This is a genomic window from Streptomyces sp. NPDC052052 (genome assembly GCF_040680455.1).
Taxonomy (GTDB): domain Bacteria; phylum Actinomycetota; class Actinomycetes; order Streptomycetales; family Streptomycetaceae; genus Streptomyces.
Genome location: NZ_JBFAWU010000009.1, coordinates 17,363 through 39,650, shown reverse-complemented (window position 1 = coordinate 39,650; position 22,288 = coordinate 17,363). Strand labels below are relative to the sequence as shown.

Annotated in this window: 23 protein-coding genes; 16 read left to right on the top strand and 7 right to left on the bottom strand. The window is 71.2% G+C overall.

Annotated features, from left to right (window positions below):
• The first annotated feature begins 59 nt into the window (after positions 1-59).
• The 3 genes from ligD (at position 60) to AB0L71_RS12860 (ending at position 3,553) form a co-directional block, all read left to right on the top strand.
• Positions 60-1,070, top strand: a complete 1,011-nt coding sequence (ligD, locus tag AB0L71_RS12870) for a non-homologous end-joining DNA ligase (RefSeq protein WP_365242075.1) — start codon at positions 60-62, stop codon at positions 1,068-1,070.
• The gene (locus AB0L71_RS12865; protein WP_365241659.1) at positions 1,067-2,146 is read left to right on the top strand and encodes an ABC transporter permease; all 1,080 of its coding nucleotides are present in this window, start codon (positions 1,067-1,069) and stop codon (positions 2,144-2,146) included. The genes ligD and AB0L71_RS12865 overlap by 4 nt, the downstream gene beginning before the upstream one ends.
• Before the next feature lie 219 nt (positions 2,147-2,365).
• The gene (locus tag AB0L71_RS12860; protein WP_365241657.1) at positions 2,366-3,553 is read left to right on the top strand and encodes a multicopper oxidase domain-containing protein; all 1,188 of its coding nucleotides are present in this window, start codon (positions 2,366-2,368) and stop codon (positions 3,551-3,553) included.
• Between the two features lie 226 nt (positions 3,554-3,779).
• Here the strand turns inward: AB0L71_RS12860 and AB0L71_RS12855 are convergent, their stop codons facing one another.
• The gene (locus AB0L71_RS12855; protein WP_365241654.1) at positions 3,780-4,562 is read right to left on the bottom strand and encodes an IclR family transcriptional regulator; all 783 of its coding nucleotides are present in this window, start codon (positions 4,560-4,562) and stop codon (positions 3,780-3,782) included.
• A gap of 200 nt (positions 4,563-4,762) precedes the next feature.
• Between AB0L71_RS12855 and AB0L71_RS12850 the strand changes: the two genes are divergently transcribed.
• From AB0L71_RS12850 to AB0L71_RS12815, 8 genes are all read left to right on the top strand, one after another.
• A complete protein-coding gene (locus AB0L71_RS12850) occupies positions 4,763-4,873 on the top strand; it encodes a putative leader peptide (protein WP_365241651.1) in 111 nt (36 codons plus the stop codon).
• Between the two features lie 226 nt (positions 4,874-5,099).
• The gene (locus tag AB0L71_RS12845; protein ID WP_365241648.1) at positions 5,100-6,146 is read left to right on the top strand and encodes an ABC transporter substrate-binding protein; all 1,047 of its coding nucleotides are present in this window, start codon (positions 5,100-5,102) and stop codon (positions 6,144-6,146) included.
• Complete coding sequence (locus AB0L71_RS12840) at positions 6,143-7,159, top strand: ABC transporter substrate-binding protein (RefSeq protein ID WP_365241646.1); 1,017 nt, start codon at positions 6,143-6,145, stop codon at positions 7,157-7,159. The genes AB0L71_RS12845 and AB0L71_RS12840 overlap by 4 nt, the downstream gene beginning before the upstream one ends.
• A complete protein-coding gene (locus tag AB0L71_RS12835; RefSeq protein WP_365241643.1) occupies positions 7,156-7,986 on the top strand; it encodes an ABC transporter permease in 831 nt (276 codons plus the stop codon). The genes AB0L71_RS12840 and AB0L71_RS12835 overlap by 4 nt, the downstream gene beginning before the upstream one ends.
• Positions 7,983-8,741 (top strand): ABC transporter ATP-binding protein, encoded by a 759-nt coding sequence (locus tag AB0L71_RS12830; protein WP_365241640.1) that lies wholly within the window; start codon positions 7,983-7,985, stop codon positions 8,739-8,741. Before AB0L71_RS12835 ends, AB0L71_RS12830 begins: the two co-directional genes overlap by 4 nt.
• Positions 8,742-9,629: an ABC transporter substrate-binding protein gene (locus AB0L71_RS12825; RefSeq protein ID WP_365241638.1), complete on the top strand. Its 888-nt coding sequence runs from the start codon at positions 8,742-8,744 to the stop codon at positions 9,627-9,629. It begins immediately after the preceding gene.
• Positions 9,630-9,633: 4 nt separating this feature from the next.
• Positions 9,634-10,710, top strand: coding sequence for an LLM class flavin-dependent oxidoreductase (locus tag AB0L71_RS12820; RefSeq protein ID WP_365241635.1), 1,077 nt, complete (start codon positions 9,634-9,636; stop codon positions 10,708-10,710).
• 150 nt (positions 10,711-10,860) lie between these two features.
• A complete protein-coding gene (locus AB0L71_RS12815) occupies positions 10,861-11,115 on the top strand; it encodes a WhiB family transcriptional regulator (protein ID WP_365241632.1) in 255 nt (84 codons plus the stop codon).
• A gap of 147 nt (positions 11,116-11,262) precedes the next feature.
• Here AB0L71_RS12815 and AB0L71_RS12810 read toward each other — a convergent pair whose 3' ends face one another.
• The 3 genes from AB0L71_RS12810 to AB0L71_RS12800 all read right to left on the bottom strand — a co-directional run bounded on the left by AB0L71_RS12810 (position 11,263) and on the right by AB0L71_RS12800 (position 13,768).
• On the bottom strand, positions 11,263-12,237 hold the full coding sequence (locus AB0L71_RS12810; protein WP_365241629.1) for an acyl-ACP desaturase: 975 nt from the start codon (positions 12,235-12,237) through the stop codon (positions 11,263-11,265).
• Between the two features lie 476 nt (positions 12,238-12,713).
• Positions 12,714-12,905, bottom strand: a complete 192-nt coding sequence (locus AB0L71_RS12805) for a hypothetical protein (protein WP_365241626.1) — start codon at positions 12,903-12,905, stop codon at positions 12,714-12,716.
• 11 nt (positions 12,906-12,916) lie between these two features.
• A complete protein-coding gene (locus tag AB0L71_RS12800; protein ID WP_365241623.1) occupies positions 12,917-13,768 on the bottom strand; it encodes a helix-turn-helix transcriptional regulator in 852 nt (283 codons plus the stop codon).
• A 125-nt stretch (positions 13,769-13,893) separates the two neighbouring features.
• Between AB0L71_RS12800 and AB0L71_RS12795 the strand changes: the two genes are divergently transcribed.
• A complete protein-coding gene (locus AB0L71_RS12795; protein WP_365241620.1) occupies positions 13,894-14,394 on the top strand; it encodes an ATP-binding protein in 501 nt (166 codons plus the stop codon).
• 111 nt (positions 14,395-14,505) lie between these two features.
• Here AB0L71_RS12795 and AB0L71_RS12790 read toward each other — a convergent pair whose 3' ends face one another.
• Positions 14,506-14,922 (bottom strand): SsgA family sporulation/cell division regulator, encoded by a 417-nt coding sequence (locus AB0L71_RS12790; protein ID WP_365241617.1) that lies wholly within the window; start codon positions 14,920-14,922, stop codon positions 14,506-14,508.
• A 266-nt stretch (positions 14,923-15,188) separates the two neighbouring features.
• On the opposite strand from AB0L71_RS12790, the gene AB0L71_RS12785 reads away from it, so the two are divergent.
• Positions 15,189-15,851, top strand: coding sequence for an endonuclease V (locus AB0L71_RS12785; RefSeq protein ID WP_365241614.1), 663 nt, complete (start codon positions 15,189-15,191; stop codon positions 15,849-15,851).
• 152 nt (positions 15,852-16,003) lie between these two features.
• Entirely contained in the window at positions 16,004-17,476 is a 1,473-nt protein-coding gene (locus tag AB0L71_RS12780) for an FAD-dependent oxidoreductase (RefSeq protein WP_365241611.1), read from the top strand.
• A 71-nt stretch (positions 17,477-17,547) separates the two neighbouring features.
• Here AB0L71_RS12780 and AB0L71_RS12775 read toward each other — a convergent pair whose 3' ends face one another.
• Both AB0L71_RS12775 and AB0L71_RS12770 read right to left on the bottom strand, forming a co-directional pair.
• A complete protein-coding gene (locus tag AB0L71_RS12775; protein ID WP_365241608.1) occupies positions 17,548-18,369 on the bottom strand; it encodes an NAD(P)-binding domain-containing protein in 822 nt (273 codons plus the stop codon).
• 111 nt (positions 18,370-18,480) lie between these two features.
• Positions 18,481-19,671: a saccharopine dehydrogenase NADP-binding domain-containing protein gene (locus AB0L71_RS12770; protein ID WP_365241605.1), complete on the bottom strand. Its 1,191-nt coding sequence runs from the start codon at positions 19,669-19,671 to the stop codon at positions 18,481-18,483.
• 204 nt (positions 19,672-19,875) lie between these two features.
• Here AB0L71_RS12770 and AB0L71_RS12765 point away from each other — a divergent pair, with 204 nt between their 5' ends.
• Positions 19,876-21,018 carry a CaiB/BaiF CoA-transferase family protein gene (locus AB0L71_RS12765; protein ID WP_365241602.1) on the top strand — a complete coding sequence of 381 codons (1,143 nt, stop codon included), beginning with the start codon at positions 19,876-19,878 and terminating at the stop codon, positions 21,016-21,018.
• A gap of 114 nt (positions 21,019-21,132) precedes the next feature.
• The gene (locus tag AB0L71_RS12760) at positions 21,133-22,275 is read left to right on the top strand and encodes an acyl-CoA dehydrogenase family protein (RefSeq protein WP_365241599.1); all 1,143 of its coding nucleotides are present in this window, start codon (positions 21,133-21,135) and stop codon (positions 22,273-22,275) included.
• Positions 22,276-22,288: the final 13 nt, after the last annotated feature.

The following is a 22,288-nucleotide window of genomic DNA, read 5'->3' as shown; positions in this document are numbered from 1 at the left end:
ATATGCGGCAGGGGTGAGCCCGGCCTACGGTGACCGACATGGGCGCAGCGGGAGCGGCGGTGGAGCTCGAAGCCGGCGGACGGGCGGTACGGCTGTCGAGTCCGGACAAGGTGTACTTCCCGGAGAAGGGATACACCAAGAGGGACGTGGCCGAGTACTTCCTGGCCGTGGGCCCGGGCATCACGCGCGCCCTGCGCAACCGGCCGACCACCCTCCAGCGCTTCGTGGACGGCGTCGACGCCGACTTCTTCTACCAGAAGCGGGCCCCGAAGAACCTCCCCGACTGGATCCCCACCGCCCGGATCGCGTTCCCCAGCGGTCGCTCCGCCGACGAGATCTGCCCCACCGAAGTCGCCGCCGTCATCTGGGCGGCCAACCTCGGCACGCTCACCTTCCACCCCTGGCCGGTCCGCGCCACCGACACCGAGCACCCGGACGAACTGCGCATCGACCTCGACCCGCAACCCGGAACGGACTACGCCGATGCGGTGGTTGCCGCCCACGAGCTGCGGTCCGTCCTCGACGACCACGGTCTGCGCGGCTGGCCCAAGACCTCCGGCGGCCGCGGCATCCATGTCTTCGTCCCCATCGAGCCGCGCTGGACCTTCACCCAGGTCCGGCGCGCCGCCATCGCCACCGGGCGCGAACTGGAACGGAGAATGCCGGACCGGGTGACCACCGCCTGGTGGAAGGAGGAACGCGGCGAGCGGATCTTCGTCGACTACAACCAGACCGCCCGCGACCGCACCATCGCCTCCGCCTACTCCGTACGCCCCTTCCCGCATGCCCCGGTCTCCGCCCCGCTGCGCTGGACGGAACTCGACGACGCCCAACCGCGCGACTTCGACATCCGGACGATGCCCGGCCGGTATGCCGAGGCCGGTGATGTGCACGTGGACATGGAGGAGCACGCCTTCCGGCTCGACGGGCTGCTGGAGCTGGCGGACCGGGACGAGCGGGACCACGGGCTGGGCGACCTGCCGTACCCACCGGAGTACCCGAAGATGCCGGGCGAACCGAAACGGGTCCAGCCGAGCAGGGCCCGACGCGACGAGGGCGGCGAGGCATGAGCGCACCCGGCCTGGAACCGCACTCCCCGCGCGGCGGGCACGCCCGGCCCCCGGGCCCCGGAGACCGATGGGCGGCGTTCAAGGCGTCCCCCTACCTGCCCGCCGTCGTGCTCCTGTTCATCATCTCGGCCGCGGCCGGTCTCTTCGCGGGCTCCTACACCTACGCGATGGCCAACCCGACCCCGCACAACATCCCGACCGCAGTGGTCGGCCGCCTCGACACCGCTCGCCAGAAGACCTTCCTCGGCGCACTGGACAAGGCGCTCAACGCCTCGCTGGTGCTGCACAAGTACCCCACCGTGGCCCAGGCCCGGACCGCGGTGGAGGAGCAGAAGGTCTTCGCGATCCTGCGGCCCGAGAAAGGCCGCATCCGCCTGTACGTCGCGAGCGCGTCCGGCGCCGCGGTCGCCCAGGTGCTCACCGAGTCCTCGCTGAAGGTGAGCCAAACGGTCCGGGTGCCGGTGAAGGTCACGGATGTGAAGCCCCTCCAACGGGGCGACCCGCGCGGCCTGACGCTCTTCTACATCTCGCTCGCCGCGGTGATCGTCGGCTTCGTCGGCGCGATCCAGCTGAGCGTGCACGCCAAGGCACTGCGGCCGCTGGAGCGGATCGGATTCACCCTCGCCTACGCCCTGCTCGGCGGGTTCACCGTCGCCGCCGTGGTCAACTGGCTGCTCGGCTCCGTCCACCTGCCGTTCGTCCAGTCGTGGATGATCCTCGCCTTCACCATGTTCACCACGGGCATGGTCTTCACCATGTTCCGCGCCCTGATCGGGCGCTGGGCGATCGTGCCCACCTGGGGGCTGATGGTGATGCTCGGCAACCCCTCCTCCGGCGGCGCGGTGGCCTGGCCGCTGCTGCCGTCGGTGCTCGGTTTCATCGGCCGCTGGCTCCCGCCGGGCGCCTCGGTCAACGCCCAGCACGCCGCCGTCTACTACCAGGGGCACCAGCGGATCTTCCCGTATCTGGTGCTCGCGGTATGGGCGCTGGTCTCCTGCGCGGTGTTCCTGCTCTGGTCCCACCGGCACCCGGAAGAGCCCGACCACCTGCCTCGGCACGCGGCCCCGGCCGGCTGATAGGGGTCCGTTCCGCCGGCCGACTGATACGGGTCCGCGCTGCCGCTCCTCGTACGGGTGCGGCCGTCCGAGCGGCACTTGCGCCCCGCCACCCGCGACAGCCTCTGAAGCCACCGGACTCCCCGTAGCCTCCATGGTCTCCGCGGTCTGCGCGGGTTCCGTGACCCGGGACGGATCGCTGTACTCCATACATTCCTTGAGCGCAGTAGGGAGTTCGGCATGGACAGAAGAAGCTTCAACCGGCGGATCCTGGTAGGCGGCGGGGTGGCGGCCGTGACCGGGACGACAGCGTTCTCTCGCGGGACGAGTGACTCCGATGCATCGGAAAGCCTGCTCAGGACCGCCCCCGAGGGAGGGGCCGTCCGCCGGATCAAGCTGTACGCGGAGAAGCTGGCGGACGGCCGGATGGGCTACGGCCTGAAGAAGGGCAAGCCGTCGGTTCCGGGGCCCCTGATCGAGCTGAACGAGGGCGACACCCTGCACATCGAGTTCGAGAACCTCCTGGATGTGCCAGCCGGTTTCCATGCGCACGGCGTCGACTACGACGTCGCGAGCGACGGCACCCGGATGAACAGAAGCACCGTCAAACCCGGTGGCACCCGCACCTACACCTGGCGCACCCATACGCCGGGCCGGCGCAGGGATGGCAGCTGGCGGCCCGGGAGCGCGGGCTACTGGCACTACCACGACCACGCCGTCGGCTCCGACCACGGCACCGGGGGGATCAAGAAGGGCCTGTACGGTCCGGTCGTCGTCCGGCGCAGAGGCGACATCCTGCCGGACAAGACGATCACGATCGTCTTCAACGACGGCTCGATCAACAACACCCCGTCCGGTAAATCCGCCGACTTCCATGCCACGGTGGGGGACCGGCTCGAAGTAGTCATGATCACGCACGGCAATTTCTTCCACACCTTCCACCTCCACGGCCATCGCTGGGTGGACAACCGGACCGGCCTGTTCTCCGGCCCGGACGACCCGAGCCGCGTGATCGACACGAAGACCGTCGGCCCGGCGGACTCCTTCGGCTTCCAGGTCATCGCGGGCGAGCAGGTGGGCGCCGGTGCCTGGATGTACCACTGCCATGTGCAGAGCCACTCCGACCACGGCATGGTCGGGCTGCTGCTGGTCGCCCGGGAGGACGGCACCGTGCCGGGATACGACGCGAGCCACCAGGGGAGCCATGCATCGGCCGCTCCGGGCAAGAAGGGGAAGGAATCCGCCGGGACCAGCGGGACGAAGGGTTCCGCTCGGCCTTCGTCCGGTCGATCGGCGTCCGCTCGGCCGTCGTCCGGTTCGTCGGCGTCCGGTACGCCGGCTCCCGGCAGGACGAAGGACACCGTCCCCAGCGCCCGGCCGCGCACGGCTTCCGACGCGGTCAGCTCTCCGGCAGAGTACGGCTTCTGACGCGGTCGGCCGCCGGCAGTGCTCCGGCGGCGGGGGTGGCGATGCGCAGCTGCTCCTCCTCGCCGGTGGGTCGGGCCGGGGATCCTTCCGACAGCGGGCCACCGCCTGATGCTCCGTCGTCCGCTTGACCTGCGGTTCGCTGCTGATGGCGACGGCGGCCGCCTGTATGTTCAGCCCGACGCCACCCGCCTGGATCTGGCTCAGCAGGACGGCGGGGGCGGTCGGCTCACGGCGTGGGCGGCCGGCGTTCCGCCGGGGACAGCAACAGGACCTCCAGAGCCCGTGCACAGGAGCGGGCCTGCGACAGGAACCACTCGGTGCGCGCCTCCGTGATGACGGACGGAGTGGCCCGGACCGCGAGCGCGAAGCGCACATACCCGAGACCGTCCAGCACCGGGACCGCCAAGGTCCGCACCCCGTGCGCCGACTCGCCGTCGTTCAGCGCATGGCCGTCGGACCGCACCTTCGCCAACTCGGCCTCCAGCACGGCACGTTCGACGATGGTGCGGTCGGTGAATGCGGGGAGCGGGGGGAGCGACGAGGAGCCGCCCTCGCCGGGACGGGCCCAGGCCAGCAGCACCTTGCCGAGCGCGGTGGAATGCAACGGCCTGCGCAGCCCCGTCTGCGGAGTGACCGAACCACCGGCGACGATCACCGCGTGCGGGCCGCTGCGCAGCGCCAGGTCGACGGTGGCGCCCGTGCGCTCGGCCAGATCGGTCAGCTCCGGGGCGGCCAGATGCAGACCGCGCTGGTGGTACGAGATCCGGCCCAGCTCCGTCACGGCGGGGCCGAGCCGGTAGCGGGACGTGCGGACGTCCTGCTCCAGGAAGCCCGCATGCACCAGGGTGCGGGCCAGGCGGTGCGCCGTGGACACCGAGAGTGCGAGCCGGCGGGCCAGGTCGGAGGCGCTGAGATCGGGGCCGTTGTCATGGAAGCAGTGCAGGACGTCCAGAGCGCGCCGTACCGCCTGCGCTCCGGCGGGGGCACGCACGCCCGCGGCCTCGGTCATGTCGGGTGACGCTCCGTTCGTGAGGGGAGGGGAAAGGGTCATGTGCTTGCCACATTACGGGAGTTGAGACAGGTCATCGGGCGGGTGTGAAACATTGCGTTCACAGTCAATCCCACATCATGGGAAGCGAGTTGTGGGGCCATGCGGGTCCGTGGCAGGCTTCCGCACGTCACCACCGACGAGCAGAAGGGAGCAGTGCCATGGCCGTCCGCCGAACCGCGACCACCGCCCACGCCGCTCCGGTCCTGCTCGCCCTGACGCTGCGCCGTCACATCGACCTGGCGCGGGTCTCCAGCGCCGCCTGTCGCTGACTTTTTTCTCCCTTCCCGCTGTTCTCGCTCCTCTGCCGCCGCGTCCCCGGGCGGTCGGAGGCTTCTTCGCCGTACGCGTACGCCGCACCTGACTGCCACCGCGGCAGAGGCGTGACGGTGTCCGGCACGCGCTGACGTACGTGATCGCCGCTGTCGCCGCACGCCGACGTACGACCCCTGCGTGCCCTCCCTCCCGCCGCTTGGACCGACCCCTCGGGAAACCCCCATGACGCATGCCGTTCAGCCCCCAACGCTCTGGTTCACCCGCTGTCCCGTACCCACCGCGACCGGTATCGCCGCCGACCGCCGGTGGTTCACCGACGAGTTCGCCCCCGACGGCATCGCGGTGCGCTCCCTTCAGGACGCCGCGCCCGACGCCGATCGTGCCGCCCACTTCACCCACGCCCTGCCGGGACTCTTTCGCGAGGGCGGCAACGTCCCTGCCCTGTGGGCCCGTTCGCGAGGCGAGCGGACCCGGCTGATCGGCCTCACCTGGATCGAGGAACGGCAGACCGTACTGGTCAGGCCCGGTTCCGGCATTCGGGGGGCCGATGCCCTGCGCGGGCTACGGCTCGCCGCCCCGGTGCATGACGTCGCCATCGACTTCTGGCGGGCCATGGCTGTGCGGGGCTTCGAGGGGGCGCTCGCCTCCGCCGGGCTCGCGCTGGACGACGCCACACTCGTCGACGTACCCGCCTCGGGGTACGAGGGCCAGTGGGCCGCGGAACTGGCCGCGCTGCGGCGTGGTGACGTCGATGCCGTGTATGTGAAGGGCGCGCTGGCCGTCGAGGCCGCACGCCGGGAGGGCGCCGAGGTCGCCGTCGAGCTCGACGCACTGACCGACCGCCGGTTCCGGATCAACAACGGCACCCCGCGCCCCATCACCGTCCACCAGCAGCTCCTCGACGACCACCCCGACCTCGTGGACCGCTTCCTCGCCGTCCTGCTGAGGGCCGCCGACTGGGCCGCCGGACACCCCGGCGAGGTCGCCCGCATCCTCGGCGCCGAGACCGGTGCCGGGGCCGACGGAGTCGCCGGGGCGTACCGGCCGGGCACCCACCTCACCCTCCACCCCGACCTCTCCGCCGAACGCCTGGGCCTCCTCGCCGAGCAGGAGGCCGGGCTGCGCGCCCACGGCTTCCTGCCCGAACCCGTCGATGTCACGTCCTGGGCCGACCCCGAGCCGTTGCGCCGTGCTGCCGCACTCAACGAATCCCGCCCCACCGACTCCCCGCCTCCCACCTTCCGAGCCACGAGGAACCCGACACCATGAACCTCCCACGCCCCCTGCGTACGACCCTCGCCCCGGCGCTCCTCACGGTCACCGCACTCCTCGCCCTCACCGCCTGCGGCACCTCCGAGGCCGACAGCGGCGCCTCCGGGGCCGATGCCACGGTCGAGATCCGCATTCCCGACCCCGGCAACTCCGGTGTGCTGGCCCGCGGCAAGAAGGACGGCAGCCTCGACAAGGCGCTTGCGAAGGCCGGGGCCAAGGTGCGCTGGACCGGAAGCGCCGGGCCCTTCGCCCCGGCCGCCCAGGCGATGAACGCCGACCAGCTCGACTTCGCCGTCGGCTCCGTCACCTCCGGCATCACCTCGCTCGCCCAGCGCCCCGGCTTCACCTTCTTCAGCGCAGTCGCCCCGGACACGGCCGGCGAGGGCATCCTCGTCAGGAACGGCTCCGGCATCGACTCCGTCGCCGATCTCGTCGGCAGGAAAGTCGCCGTCAACCAGGGCGGCACCGGCGAATACCTGCTGCTGAAGGCCCTCGCGAAGGCCCACATCCCGGCCGACAAGGTCACCCGGGTGTATCTGCGCCCCGACCAGACGGCCGCGGTCTTCAACGCGGGCAAGGTCGACGCCTGGGCCGTCTGGGCCACCTACGCGGTGGCCGAACTCGGCAGCGGCACCGCGCACTTCGTCGCCGACGGCGCCGCGATCGGATCCGACAACTACAGCCTCAACGCCATACGCACGGGCTTCGCCGAGCAGCACCCGAAGGTCGTGAAGGCGCTCTATCAGTACCTCCACGACGCCGGGGCCGAGGAGAAGAAGAACCCGGCCGCCTATCTGAACGTCTTCACCGACGCCGGCCCGACCGCCGTCACCGGCAAGGCCAAGGAGATCCAGACCGACATCACCCGACAGGGCGGCACGGTCGAACCCATCGGGCCCCAGGACATCAAGCGTTTCGAGGACGTCGCCGCCTTCTACGCCGAGCAGAAGGTCACCACCAGCCAGGTCGACATCGCCCCGCACGTCCTCGACATCGAGAAACTGTCATGAGCGACACCACCCTGCGTCCGGGCCTCGTGCGGCCGCATGTCCAGCGGCGCACCTCCCGCAACCGGGCCTACGCGGTGACGGTCCGGGCCCTCGGCCCGGTCGCTCTCCTCGTGCTCTGGTGGGTGGCATCCGCCACCGGGCTCCTCACCCCCGACGTCCTCGCCTCGCCCGCCGATGTGCTGCGTGCGGTGGGGGAGCTGTGGGGCAACGGGCAGCTGCCCGACGCGCTCACGACCTCCCTCACCCGCTCCGGCCTGGGCCTGCTCATCGGGCTCGCCGCCGGTCTGACCCTCGGCGTCACCACCGGATTCACCCGCCTCGGCGACGAACTCCTCGACTCCTCGCTCCAGACCCTGCGCACCATTCCGTTCCTCTCCCTGGTGCCCCTGTTCATGGTGTGGTTCGGGATCAACGAGACCGCGAAGATCCTGCTCATCGCCGTCGCCACCACCTTCCCGATGTATGTGTCGACATCGAGCGGAGTACGCAACACCGACCCCGAACTCATCGAAGCCATGCGCAGCTTCGGCATGGGCCGGCTCGCCCTCGTACGCGAAGTCGTCCTCCCCGGAGCCCTGCCGTCGCTGCTCGCCGGACTGCGGCTCTCCATGACGCTCAGCGTCATCGCCCTGATCGCCGCCGAGGAGATCAACGCGACGGCCGGCATCGGCTATCTGATGTCCCAGGCACAGAGCTACGCCCGCACCGACATCCTCGCCGTCTGCATCCTCGTCTACGGGCTGCTCGGACTCACCGCCGACATCGTCGTACGGCTGCTGGAGCGCGTACTGATGCCCTGGCGATCCCCGCAAGGAGCCCGCCGATGACCGACCGCACCCCGGACACGGCCGCGGTACGGGTCCGTGGACTGCACCGCTTCTTTGGTGACCGCGCCGTCCTCGACAACCTCCGACTCGACATCGCGCAGGGCGAGTTCGTCGCATTGCTCGGCGCCAGCGGAAGCGGTAAGACGACCCTGCTGCGCATCCTGGGAGCCCTCGACCGTGCCGACGCCGGAGACGTACTCGTTCCCCGGGCCCGTACCGTGGTCTTCCAGGAACCCCGCCTGGTGCCCTCGAAGAGGGTCCTCGCCAATGTGACCGTGGCCCTGCCGCGCAGCCGAGCGGCGGACGGGCTCCGGGCCCTGTCCGAAGTGGGCCTGGAACGGCACGCCGACGCCTGGCCGGCCACCCTCTCCGGTGGCGAGGCCCAGCGCGTCGCCCTCGCCCGCGCCCTGGTCCGTGAACCCGAACTGCTGCTGCTGGACGAGCCGTTCGCGGCGCTCGACGCCCTGACCCGGCTGAAGATGCAGGACCTGGTGGGGGAGCTGTGCCGCCGACACCGGCCCGCCGTCCTGCTGGTCACCCACGACGTCGACGAAGCGGTACGGCTCGCCGACCGCGTCGCCGTCCTCCAGGGCGGCCGGCTCGTCACCGACGAACCCGTCACCGTCGACCGCCCGCGCGACCCCGGCGACCCCGCGTTCGCCGCACTGCGCCGGCGACTCCTCGACGACCTCGGGGTCCGGACGGCCCCGCAACCCACACCCCTCCCCTCACGTACCGAAGCCGGAGTGATCTGAATGACCATCACCATTGGTGTGCACAGCAGCAACCCGTCCCTCTACCACCTGTACCACCTCTCCCGGCTCGGCCTCGCCCAGGAGGAACTGGCGCCGCTCGGCGAGCGCGTCGTCTTCCATCCGTACGCCAACGGGGTGCGCACCGGCGAACTCCTCAGCCAGGGCGTCATCGACTTCGGCGGCACCGGCTCCACCCCGCCGATCACCGCGCAGGCCGCCGGGCACGACATCGTCTACACCGCCGTCTCGGCCCCGCGCCCCGAACACGGTGCGCTCCTCGTCCCCGAGGACAGCCCCGTGCGCAGCGTCGCCGACCTCCAGGGCGCCACCGTCCACCTCGCGATCGGCTCCTGGCAGACCCATCTGATCGCCAAGGCACTCGACGACGCCGGACTCTCGTACGCGACCGACATCACCGCCGTCCCCGGCAACGACGACAGCGAGAAGCTCCTGCGCACCGGTGCCGTCGATGCCTGGATCGCCCAGGGCGCCCAGCTGGCCGCTGCCCGCCGCACCGGCGGACTGCGCACCCTGGTCCGCACCGGCGACGTCATCACCGACCGGTCCGTCTTCTTCGCCCGCCGCGACCTGGCCGAGAGCCGCCCCGAGGTCATCGACGCACTCACCCGCGCCCTGCAGCGCGCCGACGACTGGGCGGCCGCCCATCCCCGGCAGGCGGCCGAGATCGCCGCCGCCGACCTCGGTGGATCCGCCGACGACTGGGAAATCGCGCTGCGCACCCTGCCCTGGCGGATCGAGCCCGTCACGGACGCCTTCCTCGCGGAGCAGCAGGAAGCGGCCGACATCTTCCACCGCACCGGCTTCATCGGCCGGCCGGTCACCGTCGCCCACGCCCGGGCCGGTGCCGCGGCGGACAAGGCGGCGTGACGACATGGCGACCGAAGTCCTCTGGTACATCATCCCGCGCGAAGGCGCCTACCCCTGGGAGCCGGAAGGGCGGCGACCGGTGGATCTCGGCTACCTCGCCCGGCTCGCCGGCACGGTCGAGAGCCTGGGCTACAGCGGTGCGCTGCTCGCCACCGACCTGTACGACGTCTGGCCGCTCGGCAGTGCGCTGGCCGCCTCCACCAGCACCGCGTTCAAGCCCCTGCTGGCCGTCCACCCGGGCCTGATCTCGCCCACCCTGCTCGCCAAGATGGCGCTCAGCTTCGACACGCTCTTCGGCGGCCGGCTCCGCTTCAACGTCGTCAACGGCTCCACCAAGGCGCTCCAGGAGTACGGACTCCATGTGGAGCACGACGAGCGGTACCAGCTGAGCGCCGAGTACTGGTCGATCGTGAAGCGGCTGACCGCCGGCGAGGTCTTCGACCACCAGGGCCGTTTCTACGACCTGAAGGACGCGGGCGCTTCCTTCAGGGAGCTGAAGCCGGTGCAGGAACCGCACATCCCGCTCTGGTTCGGCGGCTCGTCCGACGCCGGTGTCGAGATGGCGGCCGAACATGTCGACGTCTTCCTGACCTGGGGGGAACCGCCGCACCTGCTCAAGGAGAAACTGGCGAAGGTCAGGGCGCGCGCCGCCGCATACGGCCGCACGCTCAGAATCGGCCTGCGCCTCCACCTCATCGTCCGCGACACGGAGGACGAGGCATGGGCGGCGGCCGACCGGCTCCTCGACGTGACGAGCGACGCGACGTACACCCGGATGCTCGGCGGCCGCGGGGGAGAGGACGGCGTGGGCTGGCAGCGCCAGTTCCGCCAGCACGGCGGCAGGGTCCCCGCCCACGCACGGGAACTGGAGACACACCCCAACCTGTGGCCCGGCATGAGCCTGTTCCGCCCCGGCCCCGGTACGGCCCTCGTCGGTTCGACCGCTCAGGTCGTCGAACGGCTCAAGGAGTTCGAGGACTTGGGTGTCGACACCTTCATCCTCTCCGGCAACCCGCTGCTGGAGGAGGCCCACCGGGTGGCGGAGACGGTGCTCCCGCAGCTGGGGGTGGTGAGGAGCTGACGTACGGGGCCGCGGGGCGCCGCGCCGGCCCCGTCGGCCGGCAGCGGTGCCGAGCGCGGGCGGTTCACCAGAACAGGCCGGAAGTCATCGGCGCGCCGGATTGATGCCGCGTTGATCAGTCGTTTATCCCGAGCGGGCAGTGTGGATTCCATGCTGATCAACACCGCGGTCGAACCCGCGCTCGCCTGGCAGGAGACAGCGCTGTGCGCGCAGGCAGGGCCGGAGTTCTTCTTTCCCGCCCCCGGCAGTTCCACCCGTGAGGCCAAGCAGCTCTGCAACGCCTGCGAGGGGCGCCAGGCATGCCTCGAATACGCCCTCGCCAACGACGAGCGCTTCGGCGTGTGGGGCGGCCTCTCCGAGAAGGAGCGGGACCGGTTGCGCAGAGCCGGTCGCAAGCGGGCCTGAACGCGCCCGCGGACGGAGCGGTCCGGCCCGCCCGCCTGCGCACGGGCACCCGGGAGGACCGGGCGTGCGGCCGTACCGGGAAGCGACCCGGTACGGCCGGACGGCCGTGGCCCCTCCGGGGAGCCACGACCGTCCGCCATCCGGGTATCAGGCCAGCGCGCGTGCCGCCATCCGGGCCTTGCGGGCGGCCAGCTTCTCGTCGAACTTCGACGCCTCGTGGTCCAGGCCGTTCATGTACAGCCCCAGCTCCTCCTGCGCCTTCAGGCCCTCGGGGCCCAGGCCGTCGACGGAGAGGACCTTCAGGTAGCGCAGCACCGGCTGGATGACGTCGTCGTGGTGGATGCGCAGGTTGTAGATCTCACCGATCGCCATCTGTGCGGCGGCCCGCTCGAAGCCCGGGATGCCGTGACCGGGCATCCGGAAGTTGACGACGACATCGCGCACGGCCTGCATCGTCAGGTCCGGGGCGAGCTCGAAGGCCGCACCGAGGAGGTTGCGGTAGAAGACCATGTGCAGGTTCTCGTCGGTCGCGATCCGGGCCAGCATACGGTCGCAGACCGGGTCGCCCGACTGGTGGCCGGTGTTGCGGTGCGAGACCCGGGTGGCCAGCTCCTGGAAGGCGACGTACGCCACCGAGTGCAGCATGGAGTGGCCGTTGTCGGACTCGAACCCCTCCGACATATGGGACATCCGGAACTGCTCCAGCTTGTCCGGGTCGACCGCGCGCGAGGTGAGCAGGTAGTCGCGCATCACGATGCCGTGCCGTCCCTCCTCCGCCGTCCAGCGGTGCACCCAGGTGCCCCAGGCGCCGTCGCGGCCGAAGAGGGTCGCGATCTCGTGGTGGTAGCTGGGGAGGTTGTCCTCGGTCAGCAGATTCACGACCAGCGCGGTCTTGCCGATGTCCGTGACCTTGGACTGGTCCGCCTGCCAGGCCTCGCCGTCCTCGAAGACACCGGGAAAGTTCCGCCCGTCGGAGAAGGGCACGTACTCGTGGGGCATCCAGTCCTTGGCGACCTTGAGATGACGGTTGAGTTCCTTCTCCACCACCTCTTCCAGAGCATGCAGCAGGTGGGCGTCGGTCCACACTTTCGGGCTGCCGAGGTGGGCAGAGGTGATCGTCACGGGGAGCTCCTGGGGACGGGAGGATTACCTACGGATACGTAGGTTACGAGACCGTAGGTTAAAGCGGAGGTAAGCCGGTGACCAACCCGGCCCCCGGTGGTGCCCCGTCGTATGGGGTCGAGTATGCAGGTCATCAGGGGTGTGGTAAGGGTCGGCGTCGCCCGGTCGGCGGGCGGATCGGCTTCCCTCGTATGCGTCGGTATGCGCGTGGCGGGCTTTCCGGTCCGTGACTCGCCGGACCAGCAGGGCTGCCGGGGTACGACGCGCGCCGTACCCCGGCAGCCGGTGCCGGGTGATGAGGGTCTGCCAGGTGCCGGCGTCATGAGGGGGGGCGGGGCCGGGGGGCCGTCGCTGGCCACGTGTGCCGGGCAGGCCCCCGCAGGTGAAACGCTCGTCGTCGTCGGCGTACGCGGAGCGGATGGGTGCGGGGGGCGTGTGGGGGTGCGGGGGGTGTGTGGTGGGGTCGGGCCGGACGGTCAGAGCAGATGGTCCGCCGCGCCGGACTTCACCGCGCAGATCAGGGCCCGCAGCGCCTCCACGGAGTCGCTGACATGCGCGGTGGTGTCCGTGGTGGAGCCGATGTACGCCCTGCCCTGCTCGTCGACGCCGAAGCGGAAGCAGTTGGCACCCTCACTGCAGAAGGGGTCGTCCCAGTAGATTTCGGTCATGGTGTCTCTCCTCAGAGGTCGTGGGCTATGGAGCGGATGAAGTCGCGCGACTTCCCGACCGGTAGAGCGAGCGTGCGCAGCCGGTCCAACAGAGCCCGATACCGGCGTAGTTGCATGTCGGAATCCAACAGCATCGATCCGTGCGAGGAGTCGAGTTGCACGGTATCGAGCTGAGGCACCGCGGCGCCCGCATAGGTGAACGACTGTCCGGCGCCCGGGAAACCGCCGGCCGTGAACGGGATCACCCGGACGGTGATCCGGGGTCGCTCGGACTGTTCGACGATGTGGTCCAGCTGCTCCCTGGCCACTTTGGGGCCGCCGAACTGCATGCGCAGAGCCGCCTCGTGGATCACCGCTTCGTACTGGGGCGGGCGGGATCGGTTCAGTACCTCCTGGCGGCGCAGGCGCAGCGAGAGCCGCGCCGCCAGGTCGGGCCCAGGAAGTTGTGGATCGGCGGTGTCGAAGACGGCCCGCGCGTGTTCCTCGGTCTGCAGCAGGCCGGGGATGTGCGTGGTGGTCACGGTGTTCAACTCCATCGCGTGGTGCTCCAGTTCGGCGATGTCGAGCAGTCCGGGGGGCAGGAGGCCGCGGTGCTCCTCCCACCAGCCCCCGGCGCGTTCCTGGGCCATCTCGGCGAGCAGGTCGACCAGGCCGGAGTCCGGGCAACCGTAATTGAAGGCCAGCGTGCGGACCCGCTGGGCGCTGATGCCGAACCGGCCCGACTCGATGTTCGGGATGCGGGTACGGTCGACGCCGAGCAGCGCGGCGGCCTGCTGTGTCGACATTCCCGACTGCTCGCGCAGCTTGCGCAATTCGTGCCCGAGACGCTGCTGTCGGGCGGTCGGGGCACTTCTGGGGGGCACGGAAACGCATCCTTCCTAGGAGGGGAATGAACGAAATGGCCGGAAGATCACAAGTAGTAGCACTGTGCTCCCGGGTGAGCTACGGTTGGTAACGCCAGTCTCACACGGGGCGACCGCACCTGTGTGTGTTCGCGATCATGAATCCCGGAAAAGTGAGCATCTTGATGAAAGGCGCACTGCGTTGTCTTCCGGCTCGGAGTTCCGCCGGACCGCGCCCGCCGGCGGCGGACAACCTCAGTTATTCGTTCGCACTGCCGGGTGGTGCCTTCTGTGCCGGGCTCGCGCGCAGTGCCGTCGGTCAGCTCCTCACCCGTCACGATCTCGCGGAACTCCGCGAGACGGCCGTGCTCGCGGCTTCCGAACTCGTCGCATCCGCCTATCGGTTCACCCCGGACCAGGAAATGCTGCTGCGTGTCCACTGGCAGTTCGACGCGCTGCGCATCACCCTCTACGACCAGCACCCCAACCATCACTCGGCCGAGAAGTCCGAGGCCTGCCGGCAGCGTCGCAGCGAAAGCATGTGGTTGCTTGCGGCGGTGGTCGACTCGCAGGGCGGGGACTGGGGGCTGGCGCCCGCGTTGACTCCGTCCGGAGGGTGCAAGACCTGGGCTTTACTGCATCGATGACCCAGCTTTCCGTTCTCCACCGCGCACCCGCGCTCGCGCTCTCGGACCGGATGGCGCCCTGGCCTCTCCCGGCACCGGTGAGGGCCTGTCGGTTGCCGATGTTCCGAGCCGTCAGCAGGTCCCGCCGAACAGATCGGTGAGGCTCCGGTCGAGATCCAGGAACCGGTGCTCGTCGCCGGCCGGCACCAGCTTCTGTGCCCGCTCCAGGAAACGGCGCAGCTCCGCGGTGCGGACGTGCACCATCGCGACCCCCTCCGCGGCGTGGAACTCCAGTGCCGTCCGGTCGCGTCCGAACGGCTTGATGCGCACGTCCCCGACGCCCGCGGCCGACTCCAACCCGTCCGCGAGCAGTTCACGGGAGAACTCCCAGGAGACCTCGGTGCCTTCCAGGGTCGCCCTGGCCGGAAACGCCATGCGTACGGTGAAGGGATCTCTCCGGTCGTACCGAAGCCTGGCGGGAAGGGTTTTCATCCGCGGTGCGGATGCGACCATGCGGGCCTGCACGGACTGCTCGATGACGGTGGACACGTCCTGTTCCCTCTCTGCTCGGCAGGATGAACGGATCCCGGCACCGAGAGAGACGGAAAAACCTCCTCGCCCGTGCACCGGGCGGCGGAGTGAAGTGCGTCACCGCACACCGCCGCACGGAGCGCGTACCCGCTCATCGCCGGTGCATCCTGGGCGCACCGGGCCGCGGACGACTGCACACGCGGGTCCGTGGGCGACGAGGGGCCGCCCGGGCCGGCGGCCGTACCGATGTCCCTATCCTCGACCGCACTATGACAACTTTTCCGATGCCCGCCGACGCAACCGAGGCCCGAGCCGTTCAGGACGCCCTGCGCCCCCGGGTGGTGCTGGACGAACCGGGCCCGCCGCCCGGCAGCGGGCGGGTCACGGGGGTCGACGTCGCCTACGACGACGCACGCGACATCGTGGCGGCGGCGGCCGTCGTCCTCGACGAGGCGACCCTCGACGTGGTCGCCGAGGCCACTGCCGTCGGCCACATCACCTTCCCCTACATCCCCGGACTCCTCGCCTTCCGGGAGATCCCGACCGTGCTGGCCGCGCTGGAATCCCTGCCGACCGACCCCGGACTCGTGGTCTGTGACGGATACGGCCAGGCGCACCCCCGCCGCTTCGGACTGGCCAGCCACCTCGGAGTGATCACCGGGCTCCCGGTGATCGGTGTCGCCAAGAACCCGTTCACCTTCTCCTACGAGCCGCCCGGCCCCCGCAGGGGCGACTGGTCGTCCCTGCTCGACGGCGAGGAGGAAGTCGGCCGGGCGCTGCGCACCCAGGACGGCGTCAAACCGGTCTTCGTCTCCGTCGGACACCGGACCGGTCTGGACAACGCCTGTGCCCACACCCTGCTGCTGGCCCGGGACCACCGTCAGCCGGAGACCACCCGCAGGGCCGACGCGCTCTGCCGTCGGGCCCTGCGGGAGGCGACCGCCTGAGGGCCTGCCGGGCGTGATCCGGCGCGGACGCATCTTGACCGGCCCAGCCCCAGTGGGAAACCGTGTCTCTCGCAGCGGAACATTCCGAGGTCGGGGCCGGTCCGTTCGGCGCTCGGTCCGACGGTGCGGCCGGTACGGGAGAGGGGTGGGCAGTGGGCAGGGACACGGATGTCGTGGTGGTGGGTGCCGGACCCGGCGGGATCGCGTGTGCGATCGCGGCGGCCGAGGGCGGGGCGCGTGTCGTGCTCCTGGAGAAGGCCGAGGACATCGGTGGCGCGCTGCCCTGGTCGGGCGGGCATCTCTCGGCCGGTGGCTTCTCCCTCCAACGGGCCCGCGGCATCGAGGACGATCCCGAACGGCACTGGCAGGACATCGTCCGGATCAGCGGTGGCACCGGGCGCGAGGACCTGACCCGGCTGACGCTGGCGGAGCAGCCGTCCGTGCTGGAGTGGCTGCTCGACGCGGGTCTCGCCGTCGATCCGGAGACCCCGCGCATCGTCCACGGCCACGAGCAGTACCTTGTCCCCCGGACCGTCCACGCCGTGGAGGTGCCCGGCGGCCCCGCCGTCCTGCGGGTGCTGCGCCCCCTCCTCGCTCCGCACCTGGTCTCCGGCGCGGTCCGCCTGCACTGCCGCGCCCGCGTGTCGGAGCTCCTCACCACGGGTCCCGGCCCCGCCCCGGACCGCGGTGACGACCGGTCGGACGTCCGGGTGACGGGGGTCCGGACCGAGGACGGGCGGGTCTTCACCGGGGCGGCCGTCGTGCTGGCCACCGGAGGATTCGGTCACGACCCGGATCTCTTCGCCGAGTTGGACAACGCGCCGCTGACCACGTCGGCGGCGCCCACCGCGACCGGTGACGGGATCCGGCTGGGCCGTTCGGTGGGGGCGGCCATCCAGGGCCGGGGGAAGTATCTGCCGACCTTCGGCGGGCTGCCGCCCGAGCCCGGCACCCTCCGCGTGGACTGGGTCCACCGTCCGCAGCTCGTCGCCCCCGAACGGCCGCCCTGGGAGGTGTACGTGGACGTGCACGGCAGGCGCTGGACCGCGGAGGACGAGCCGTCCATCGACCGCAAGGAACGCGCCCTGGCCCTGCTGGAACGGATGACCTTCTGGACGGTCTTCGACGCCCGGGCGCTCCGCTCGTCCCGGCCGATGGTGCACGGCTGGACCCCGGAGGAGTTCGACGCCGCCTGCGGCCACCGCCTCGGCCTGCACCGCGCGCCGGACCTGGACACGCTCGCCCGCCTGGCCGGGATCGACCCGGACGGCCTGGCCGCCGAGGTGGCCCGCTACAACGGCTACGTCGCCGCCGGGCACGACCCCGACTTCGGCCGGACCCATCTGCCCGCGCCCGTGGCGGAGCCGCCGTTCTACGCGGTGGAGAACAGACCGGTCACCGTGATCACCTTCGCCGGCCTGGACGTCGACGCCGGTCTGCGGGTGCGCCGCGAGGACGGCCGCGTGATCCCCGGCCTCTACGGGGTGGGCGAGGTGATCGGTTCGGCAGCCGTCAACGGCAACGCCTTCTGCTCCGGGATGTGCCTCACCCCCGCGCTGGCCTTCGGCCGCATCCTCGGCGGTGCGCTGGCGGGCCACCGCGCCGTTCCCGACACCGCGGCCTGAGCCCGGCCCGCGCCGAACTGCCCCCGTTCGCCCCGCGGTCCCCTCCGGCCCCGGGGCGAACGGGGCCGGTCTCAGGAGTGCTGGAAGGTGAACCCTGCCCCGCGGAGCAGGGCGGAGGAGATCGGGTGTGCGGGGGTACGGATCTGTCCCGCGAAGGTGAGCGGGGGGAGCCCGGCGGCGGCGCAGACCTTCCCGAAGGACTCGGCGTTGGTGGGCGGCACCGTGGCATCGGGGACCGCGTTGTAGAGCCCGGTCAGCCCCTGGGTCAGGACGAACGCGAGCGCGCCCGCGGCGTCCCGGTGGTCGATCCGGTGGCGCAGGGCCCCGGACGCGAACGGCACGACACCGCCGAGGTGGTCGTGGGCGAGCTTCACCCGGGCGGTGTCATCCAGGTCGCCGGGGTGCCCGGTGACGTCGGGAAGCCGGACCACCGCGCCGCCGTCCAGCGCCAGTACCGCCGCCTCGGCCGCCAGGAAACTGCGCGGTGAGGCGTCGTCGTCCTCGGTCGGCGCCGTGGTCTCGTCGACGACCGGGCCGGCGGCGTCGCCGTACACGGAGACCGACCCGGCCATCACCACCCGCGGGTGGGCCGACGCGGCCGCCCGTGCCGTCGCCACCAGTGCGTCGGCGTACTCGGCGGCCCGGGAGGCCGGGTCCAGGGCCCGTCGCAGCCGGGGGCTGACCGTCAGCACCAGCCCGTCCGCCCCCTCGGCGACACGCCGCACCGCCGCCACGTCCCGGCCGGAGAGCACCACCGCCTCACCGCAGGTCTCCGCCACCTCCGCCCGCCGCTCCTCCGAGGTGGTGGTGCCCACCACCTCGTGCCCCTGCGCGCGCAGCAGCCGTGCGACTCCTCCGCCGACATTGCCGCAGCCGATGACGACATACCGCACCCGACACACCTCCAAAAGGAAACAGTGTTCCACTGTGGCGTACGACGGTGACCGTGCGCCAGTGTCGCGCCGGACCCGGTCCGTTCAGGGCGCCCTCGCGATGCGGTCCGTTCAGTGCGCCGCCGCGACCCGGAAACGCAGCCCGGCCGAGCGCAACCGCTCCAGCAGGGCGTCCCCCATCGCGACGGCCGTGGTGACCTGCCCCGCGGTCGGCGCCGGCTCGTCCAGGGCCAGGCAGAGCGCGGACTGGGCGAGCATCTTCGCCGTCTCGTCGTAGCCGGGGTCGCCGCCCGACACCTCGGTGAACACCCGGCGCCCGCCGCCTTCGCCGACGAAGCGGACGGTGAACCAACTGCGCCGCCGGCGTTCCGCGTCCGGCCCCTTGCCGGGCTCGTACCGGTCCATCAGCCAGGACCGCGCGGCCGGCAGGTGCGCGGCGCCGAGCAGGGCGCCGAGCGCGGCCGTGCCGCCCACCGCCATGGGCAGATGCTTCACGGAAGCGAAGTGGCGGTAGCGGAAGTCGGGTCCGTACCGGGCGAGCGCGCGTGCCGAGCGTTCGACCACCTGCGGATCCAGCGTCGGCAGTGGCAGGGCCCAGGTGCCGGTCTCCGGACTGAAGTGCGGGGCGCCGAGCCGGGCTCGGGCCCGGCGGGCGACGAGACGGGGTTCGTGCAGCCGGCGTTCCTGCGCGGCGCGCAGCAGGTGATGGCCCCGGCCCATCGAGGCGAGCGCGGAGGCGAACGTACCGCCGGAGAGGCCGGCGTTGGTGCGGACGAACCCGTCGATCGTCAGCGGCACGTCCTGCGGCAGCTGCTGGACGGTGAAGTACACCCCGAGGTCGTGCGGAACGGAGTCGAAACCACAGGCGTGCACGATCCGTGCCCCTGTCTCGCGGGCCCGTGCGTCATGTCGCAGAAACATCCGGTCGACGAACTCCGGCTCGCCGGTGAGGTCCGCGTAGTCCGTCCCGGCCTCGGCGCAGGCCGCGACCAGCGGCTCCCCGTACCAGAGGTAGGGGCCCACCGTGGTGGCGACCACATGGGTGGATTCGGCGAGGTCGCGCAGCGCGTGGGCGTCGTCCGCGTCGGCGTGCAGCAGCGGGAGATCGGCGCAGCCCGGATCTATCGCACCGAGGCGTTCACGCAGTTGCTCCAGTCTGTTCCGGTTGCGTCCGGCCACGGCCCAGCGGAGGCCGGCCGGTGCGTGGGCGGCGAGGTACTCGGCGGTGAGGGTGCCGACGAACCCGGTGGCGCCGAAGAGGACTACGTCGTAGGGGCGTTGTGCCCCGTTCTGCCGATTCAAGAGTGCCTCCGCGGGGGGCCGGTGCCGATCGGGCAGGCAGAGGTTAGCGGAGGGGTCGTGGCGGTGTGCAGCCGGGCGGCGATCGTGCGGGAGGATCCCGGAGAAGGGGCTAAGCGCTTGCTCGGCCAAAGGGGTTGTGCGGAGCGCGGAGCATTCTTAGCATCATTGCTGTTACATCAGTTGTGTCACACCGCTGGGGGCTCGATGGCAACGACAGAGCACGGCCCGCTGGCAGGGGTACGCGTGGTCGAGCTGGCAGGTATCGGACCGGGGCCGTTCGCCGCGATGCTCCTGGCCGACCTCGGCGCCGATGTGGTCAGGGTCGACCGCCCCGGCGGTCCGGGGCTCGGCATCGATCCCGCGTACGACCTGACCAACCGCAACAAACGCTCCGTGCTCGTCGACCTCAAGGCCGAGGACGGGCCCGCCACGGTGCTCGATCTCGTCGAGCGCGCCGACATCCTGATCGAGGGCTACCGGCCGGGCGTCGCCGAGCGCCTCGGCGTCGGACCGGACGCCGCGCTGGCCCGTAACCCGCAGCTGGTGTACGGCCGGATGACCGGCTGGGGCCAGGACGGACCGCTTGCCGAACGGGCCGGGCACGACGTCGCCTACATCGCCCTGACCGGAACGCTCTCCATGATCGGCAGACCCGGCGAGCCGCCCACCGTCCCGGCCAACCTGGTCGGCGACTACGCGGGCGGCTCCCTCTATCTCGTCGTCGGCGTGCTGGCCGCCCTCCAGCACGCGCGTACGCCCGGAGGCCGTGGCCAGGTGGTGGACGCGGCGATCGTCGACGGCGCGGCCCATCTCGCCATGATGATCCACGGCATGCTGGCGGCAGGCGGCTGGCAGGACCGTCGCGGATCCAACCTCCTGGACGGCGGCTGCCCCTTCTACGGCACCTACGAGACCGCCGACGGCCAGGCCATGGCGGTGGGCCCGCTGGAACCGCAGTTCTACGCCGAGTTCAGCAGGCTCCTCGGCATCGAGGACCAGGCCCCGGACCGCGGCGACATCGCCCGTTGGGAGGAGCTGCGCGCCCTGGTCGCCGAGCGGTTCAGGACCCGGACGCGCGCGGAGTGGACCGAGGTGTTCGAGGGCACCGACGCCTGCGTCGCCCCGGTCCTCTCGCTCCGCGAGGCGCCCCGCCACCCGCACCTGGTGGCCCGCTCCACCTTCGTCGAGCACGGCGGACTCACCCAGCCCGCCCCCGCGCCCCGCTTCTCCGCGACCCCCGCGTCCGTGCGCAGCGGTCCGGCGCGCCCCGGCGCGGACACGGAGGCGGTGGCCGCCGAGTGGGACGTACCCGGTCTCACGCGGCCCGGGAAGGACACCACCGACTGACCCGAATCCCACCGCCGTCCGGTGCGCGAGGGCTCCCGTCCCGCACCGTCCCCCTCGGCCCCGAACCCGCCCGGCCCGTCCCCACCGTCCAGAACTGGCTCCAGGAGGCCCGCAGTGCAGCGGCAGATCTTCACCGAAGAGCACGAAGCGTTCCGTGAGACCGTGCGCACCTTCCTCGCCAAGGAGGTCCTGCCGCACTACGAGCAGTGGGAGAAGGACGGCATCGTCTCGCGCGAGGTCTGGCGCGCGGCCGGCCGGCAGGGGCTGCTCGGCCTCGCCGTGCCCGAGGAGTACGGCGGCGGAGGCACCGACGACTTCCGCTACAGCGCCGTACTGACCGAGGAGTTCACCCGGGCCGGCACCCCGGGACTCGCGCTCGGGCTGCACAACGACATCATCGGCCCCTACCTGACCGGACTCGGCACCGACGAGCAGAAGCGGCGCTGGCTGCCCGGCTTCTGCAGCGGCGAGATCATCACCGCCATCGCCATGACCGAACCCGGCGCCGGCTCGGACCTCCAGGGCATCCGCACCACTGCCGAGGACAAGGGCGACCACTGGCTGCTCAACGGCTCCAAGACCTTCATCTCCAACGGCATCCTCGCCGACCTGGTGGTCGTGGTCGCCCGGACCACCCCGGAGGGCGGCGCGAAGGGGCTCTCGCTGATCGTCGTGGAACGCGGCGTCGAGGGCTTCGAGCGGGGCCGCAACCTCGACAAGATCGGCCAGAAGTCCCAGGACACCGCCGAGCTGTTCTTCCACGACGTCCGGGTGCCCAAGGAGAACCTGCTCGGTGAACGGGACGGCGCCTTCATCCATCTGATGACCAACCTGGCACAGGAACGGATGGGCATAGCCGTCGCCGGGATCGCCGCCGCGGAAAACCTGCTGGAGATCACCACGCAGTACGTCAAGGAGCGCGAGGCCTTCGGGCGGCCGCTCTCCAAGCTCCAGCACATCAGGTTCGAGATCGCCGAGATGGCCACCGAGTGCACCGTCACCCGCACCTTCATCGACCGGTGCATCGTCGACCACTCCGAAGGCCGGCTCGACGCCGTACATGCCTCGATGGCCAAGTGGTGGGCCACCGAACTACAGAAGCGCGTCGCCGACCGATGCCTCCAACTCCACGGCGGATACGGCTATATGACGGAGTATCGAGTCGCTAAGGCGTTCACCGACGGCCGCATCCAGACCATCTACGGCGGTACGACCGAGATCATGAAGGAGATCATCGGCCGCTCGCTGCTCGCCTGACCCCGACGCACAA

Bases quoted from the DNA above. Each gene is read 5' to 3' on its own strand.
- AB0L71_RS12820 (WP_365241635.1), top strand. From the start codon at position 9,634: ATGGCGACCGAAGTCCTCTGGTACATCATCCCGCGCGAAGGCGCCTAC.
- AB0L71_RS12850 (WP_365241651.1), top strand. From the start codon at position 4,763: ATGGCCGTCCGCCGAACCGCGACCACCGCCCACGCCGCTCCGGTCCTG.
- AB0L71_RS12815 (WP_365241632.1), top strand. From the start codon at position 10,861: ATGCTGATCAACACCGCGGTCGAACCCGCGCTCGCCTGGCAGGAGACA.
- AB0L71_RS12830 (WP_365241640.1), top strand. From the start codon at position 7,983: ATGACCGACCGCACCCCGGACACGGCCGCGGTACGGGTCCGTGGACTG.
- AB0L71_RS12835 (WP_365241643.1), top strand. From the start codon at position 7,156: ATGAGCGACACCACCCTGCGTCCGGGCCTCGTGCGGCCGCATGTCCAG.
- AB0L71_RS12785 (WP_365241614.1), top strand. From the start codon at position 15,189: ATGCCCGCCGACGCAACCGAGGCCCGAGCCGTTCAGGACGCCCTGCGC.
- AB0L71_RS12840 (WP_365241646.1), top strand. From the start codon at position 6,143: ATGAACCTCCCACGCCCCCTGCGTACGACCCTCGCCCCGGCGCTCCTC.
- AB0L71_RS12765 (WP_365241602.1), top strand. From the start codon at position 19,876: ATGGCAACGACAGAGCACGGCCCGCTGGCAGGGGTACGCGTGGTCGAG.
- AB0L71_RS12805 (WP_365241626.1), bottom strand. From the start codon at position 12,905: ATGACCGAAATCTACTGGGACGACCCCTTCTGCAGTGAGGGTGCCAAC.
- AB0L71_RS12825 (WP_365241638.1), top strand. From the start codon at position 8,742: ATGACCATCACCATTGGTGTGCACAGCAGCAACCCGTCCCTCTACCAC.
- AB0L71_RS12860 (WP_365241657.1), top strand. From the start codon at position 2,366: ATGGACAGAAGAAGCTTCAACCGGCGGATCCTGGTAGGCGGCGGGGTG.
- AB0L71_RS12855 (WP_365241654.1), bottom strand. From the start codon at position 4,562: ATGACCGAGGCCGCGGGCGTGCGTGCCCCCGCCGGAGCGCAGGCGGTA.
- AB0L71_RS12865 (WP_365241659.1), top strand. From the start codon at position 1,067: ATGAGCGCACCCGGCCTGGAACCGCACTCCCCGCGCGGCGGGCACGCC.
- AB0L71_RS12845 (WP_365241648.1), top strand. From the start codon at position 5,100: ATGACGCATGCCGTTCAGCCCCCAACGCTCTGGTTCACCCGCTGTCCC.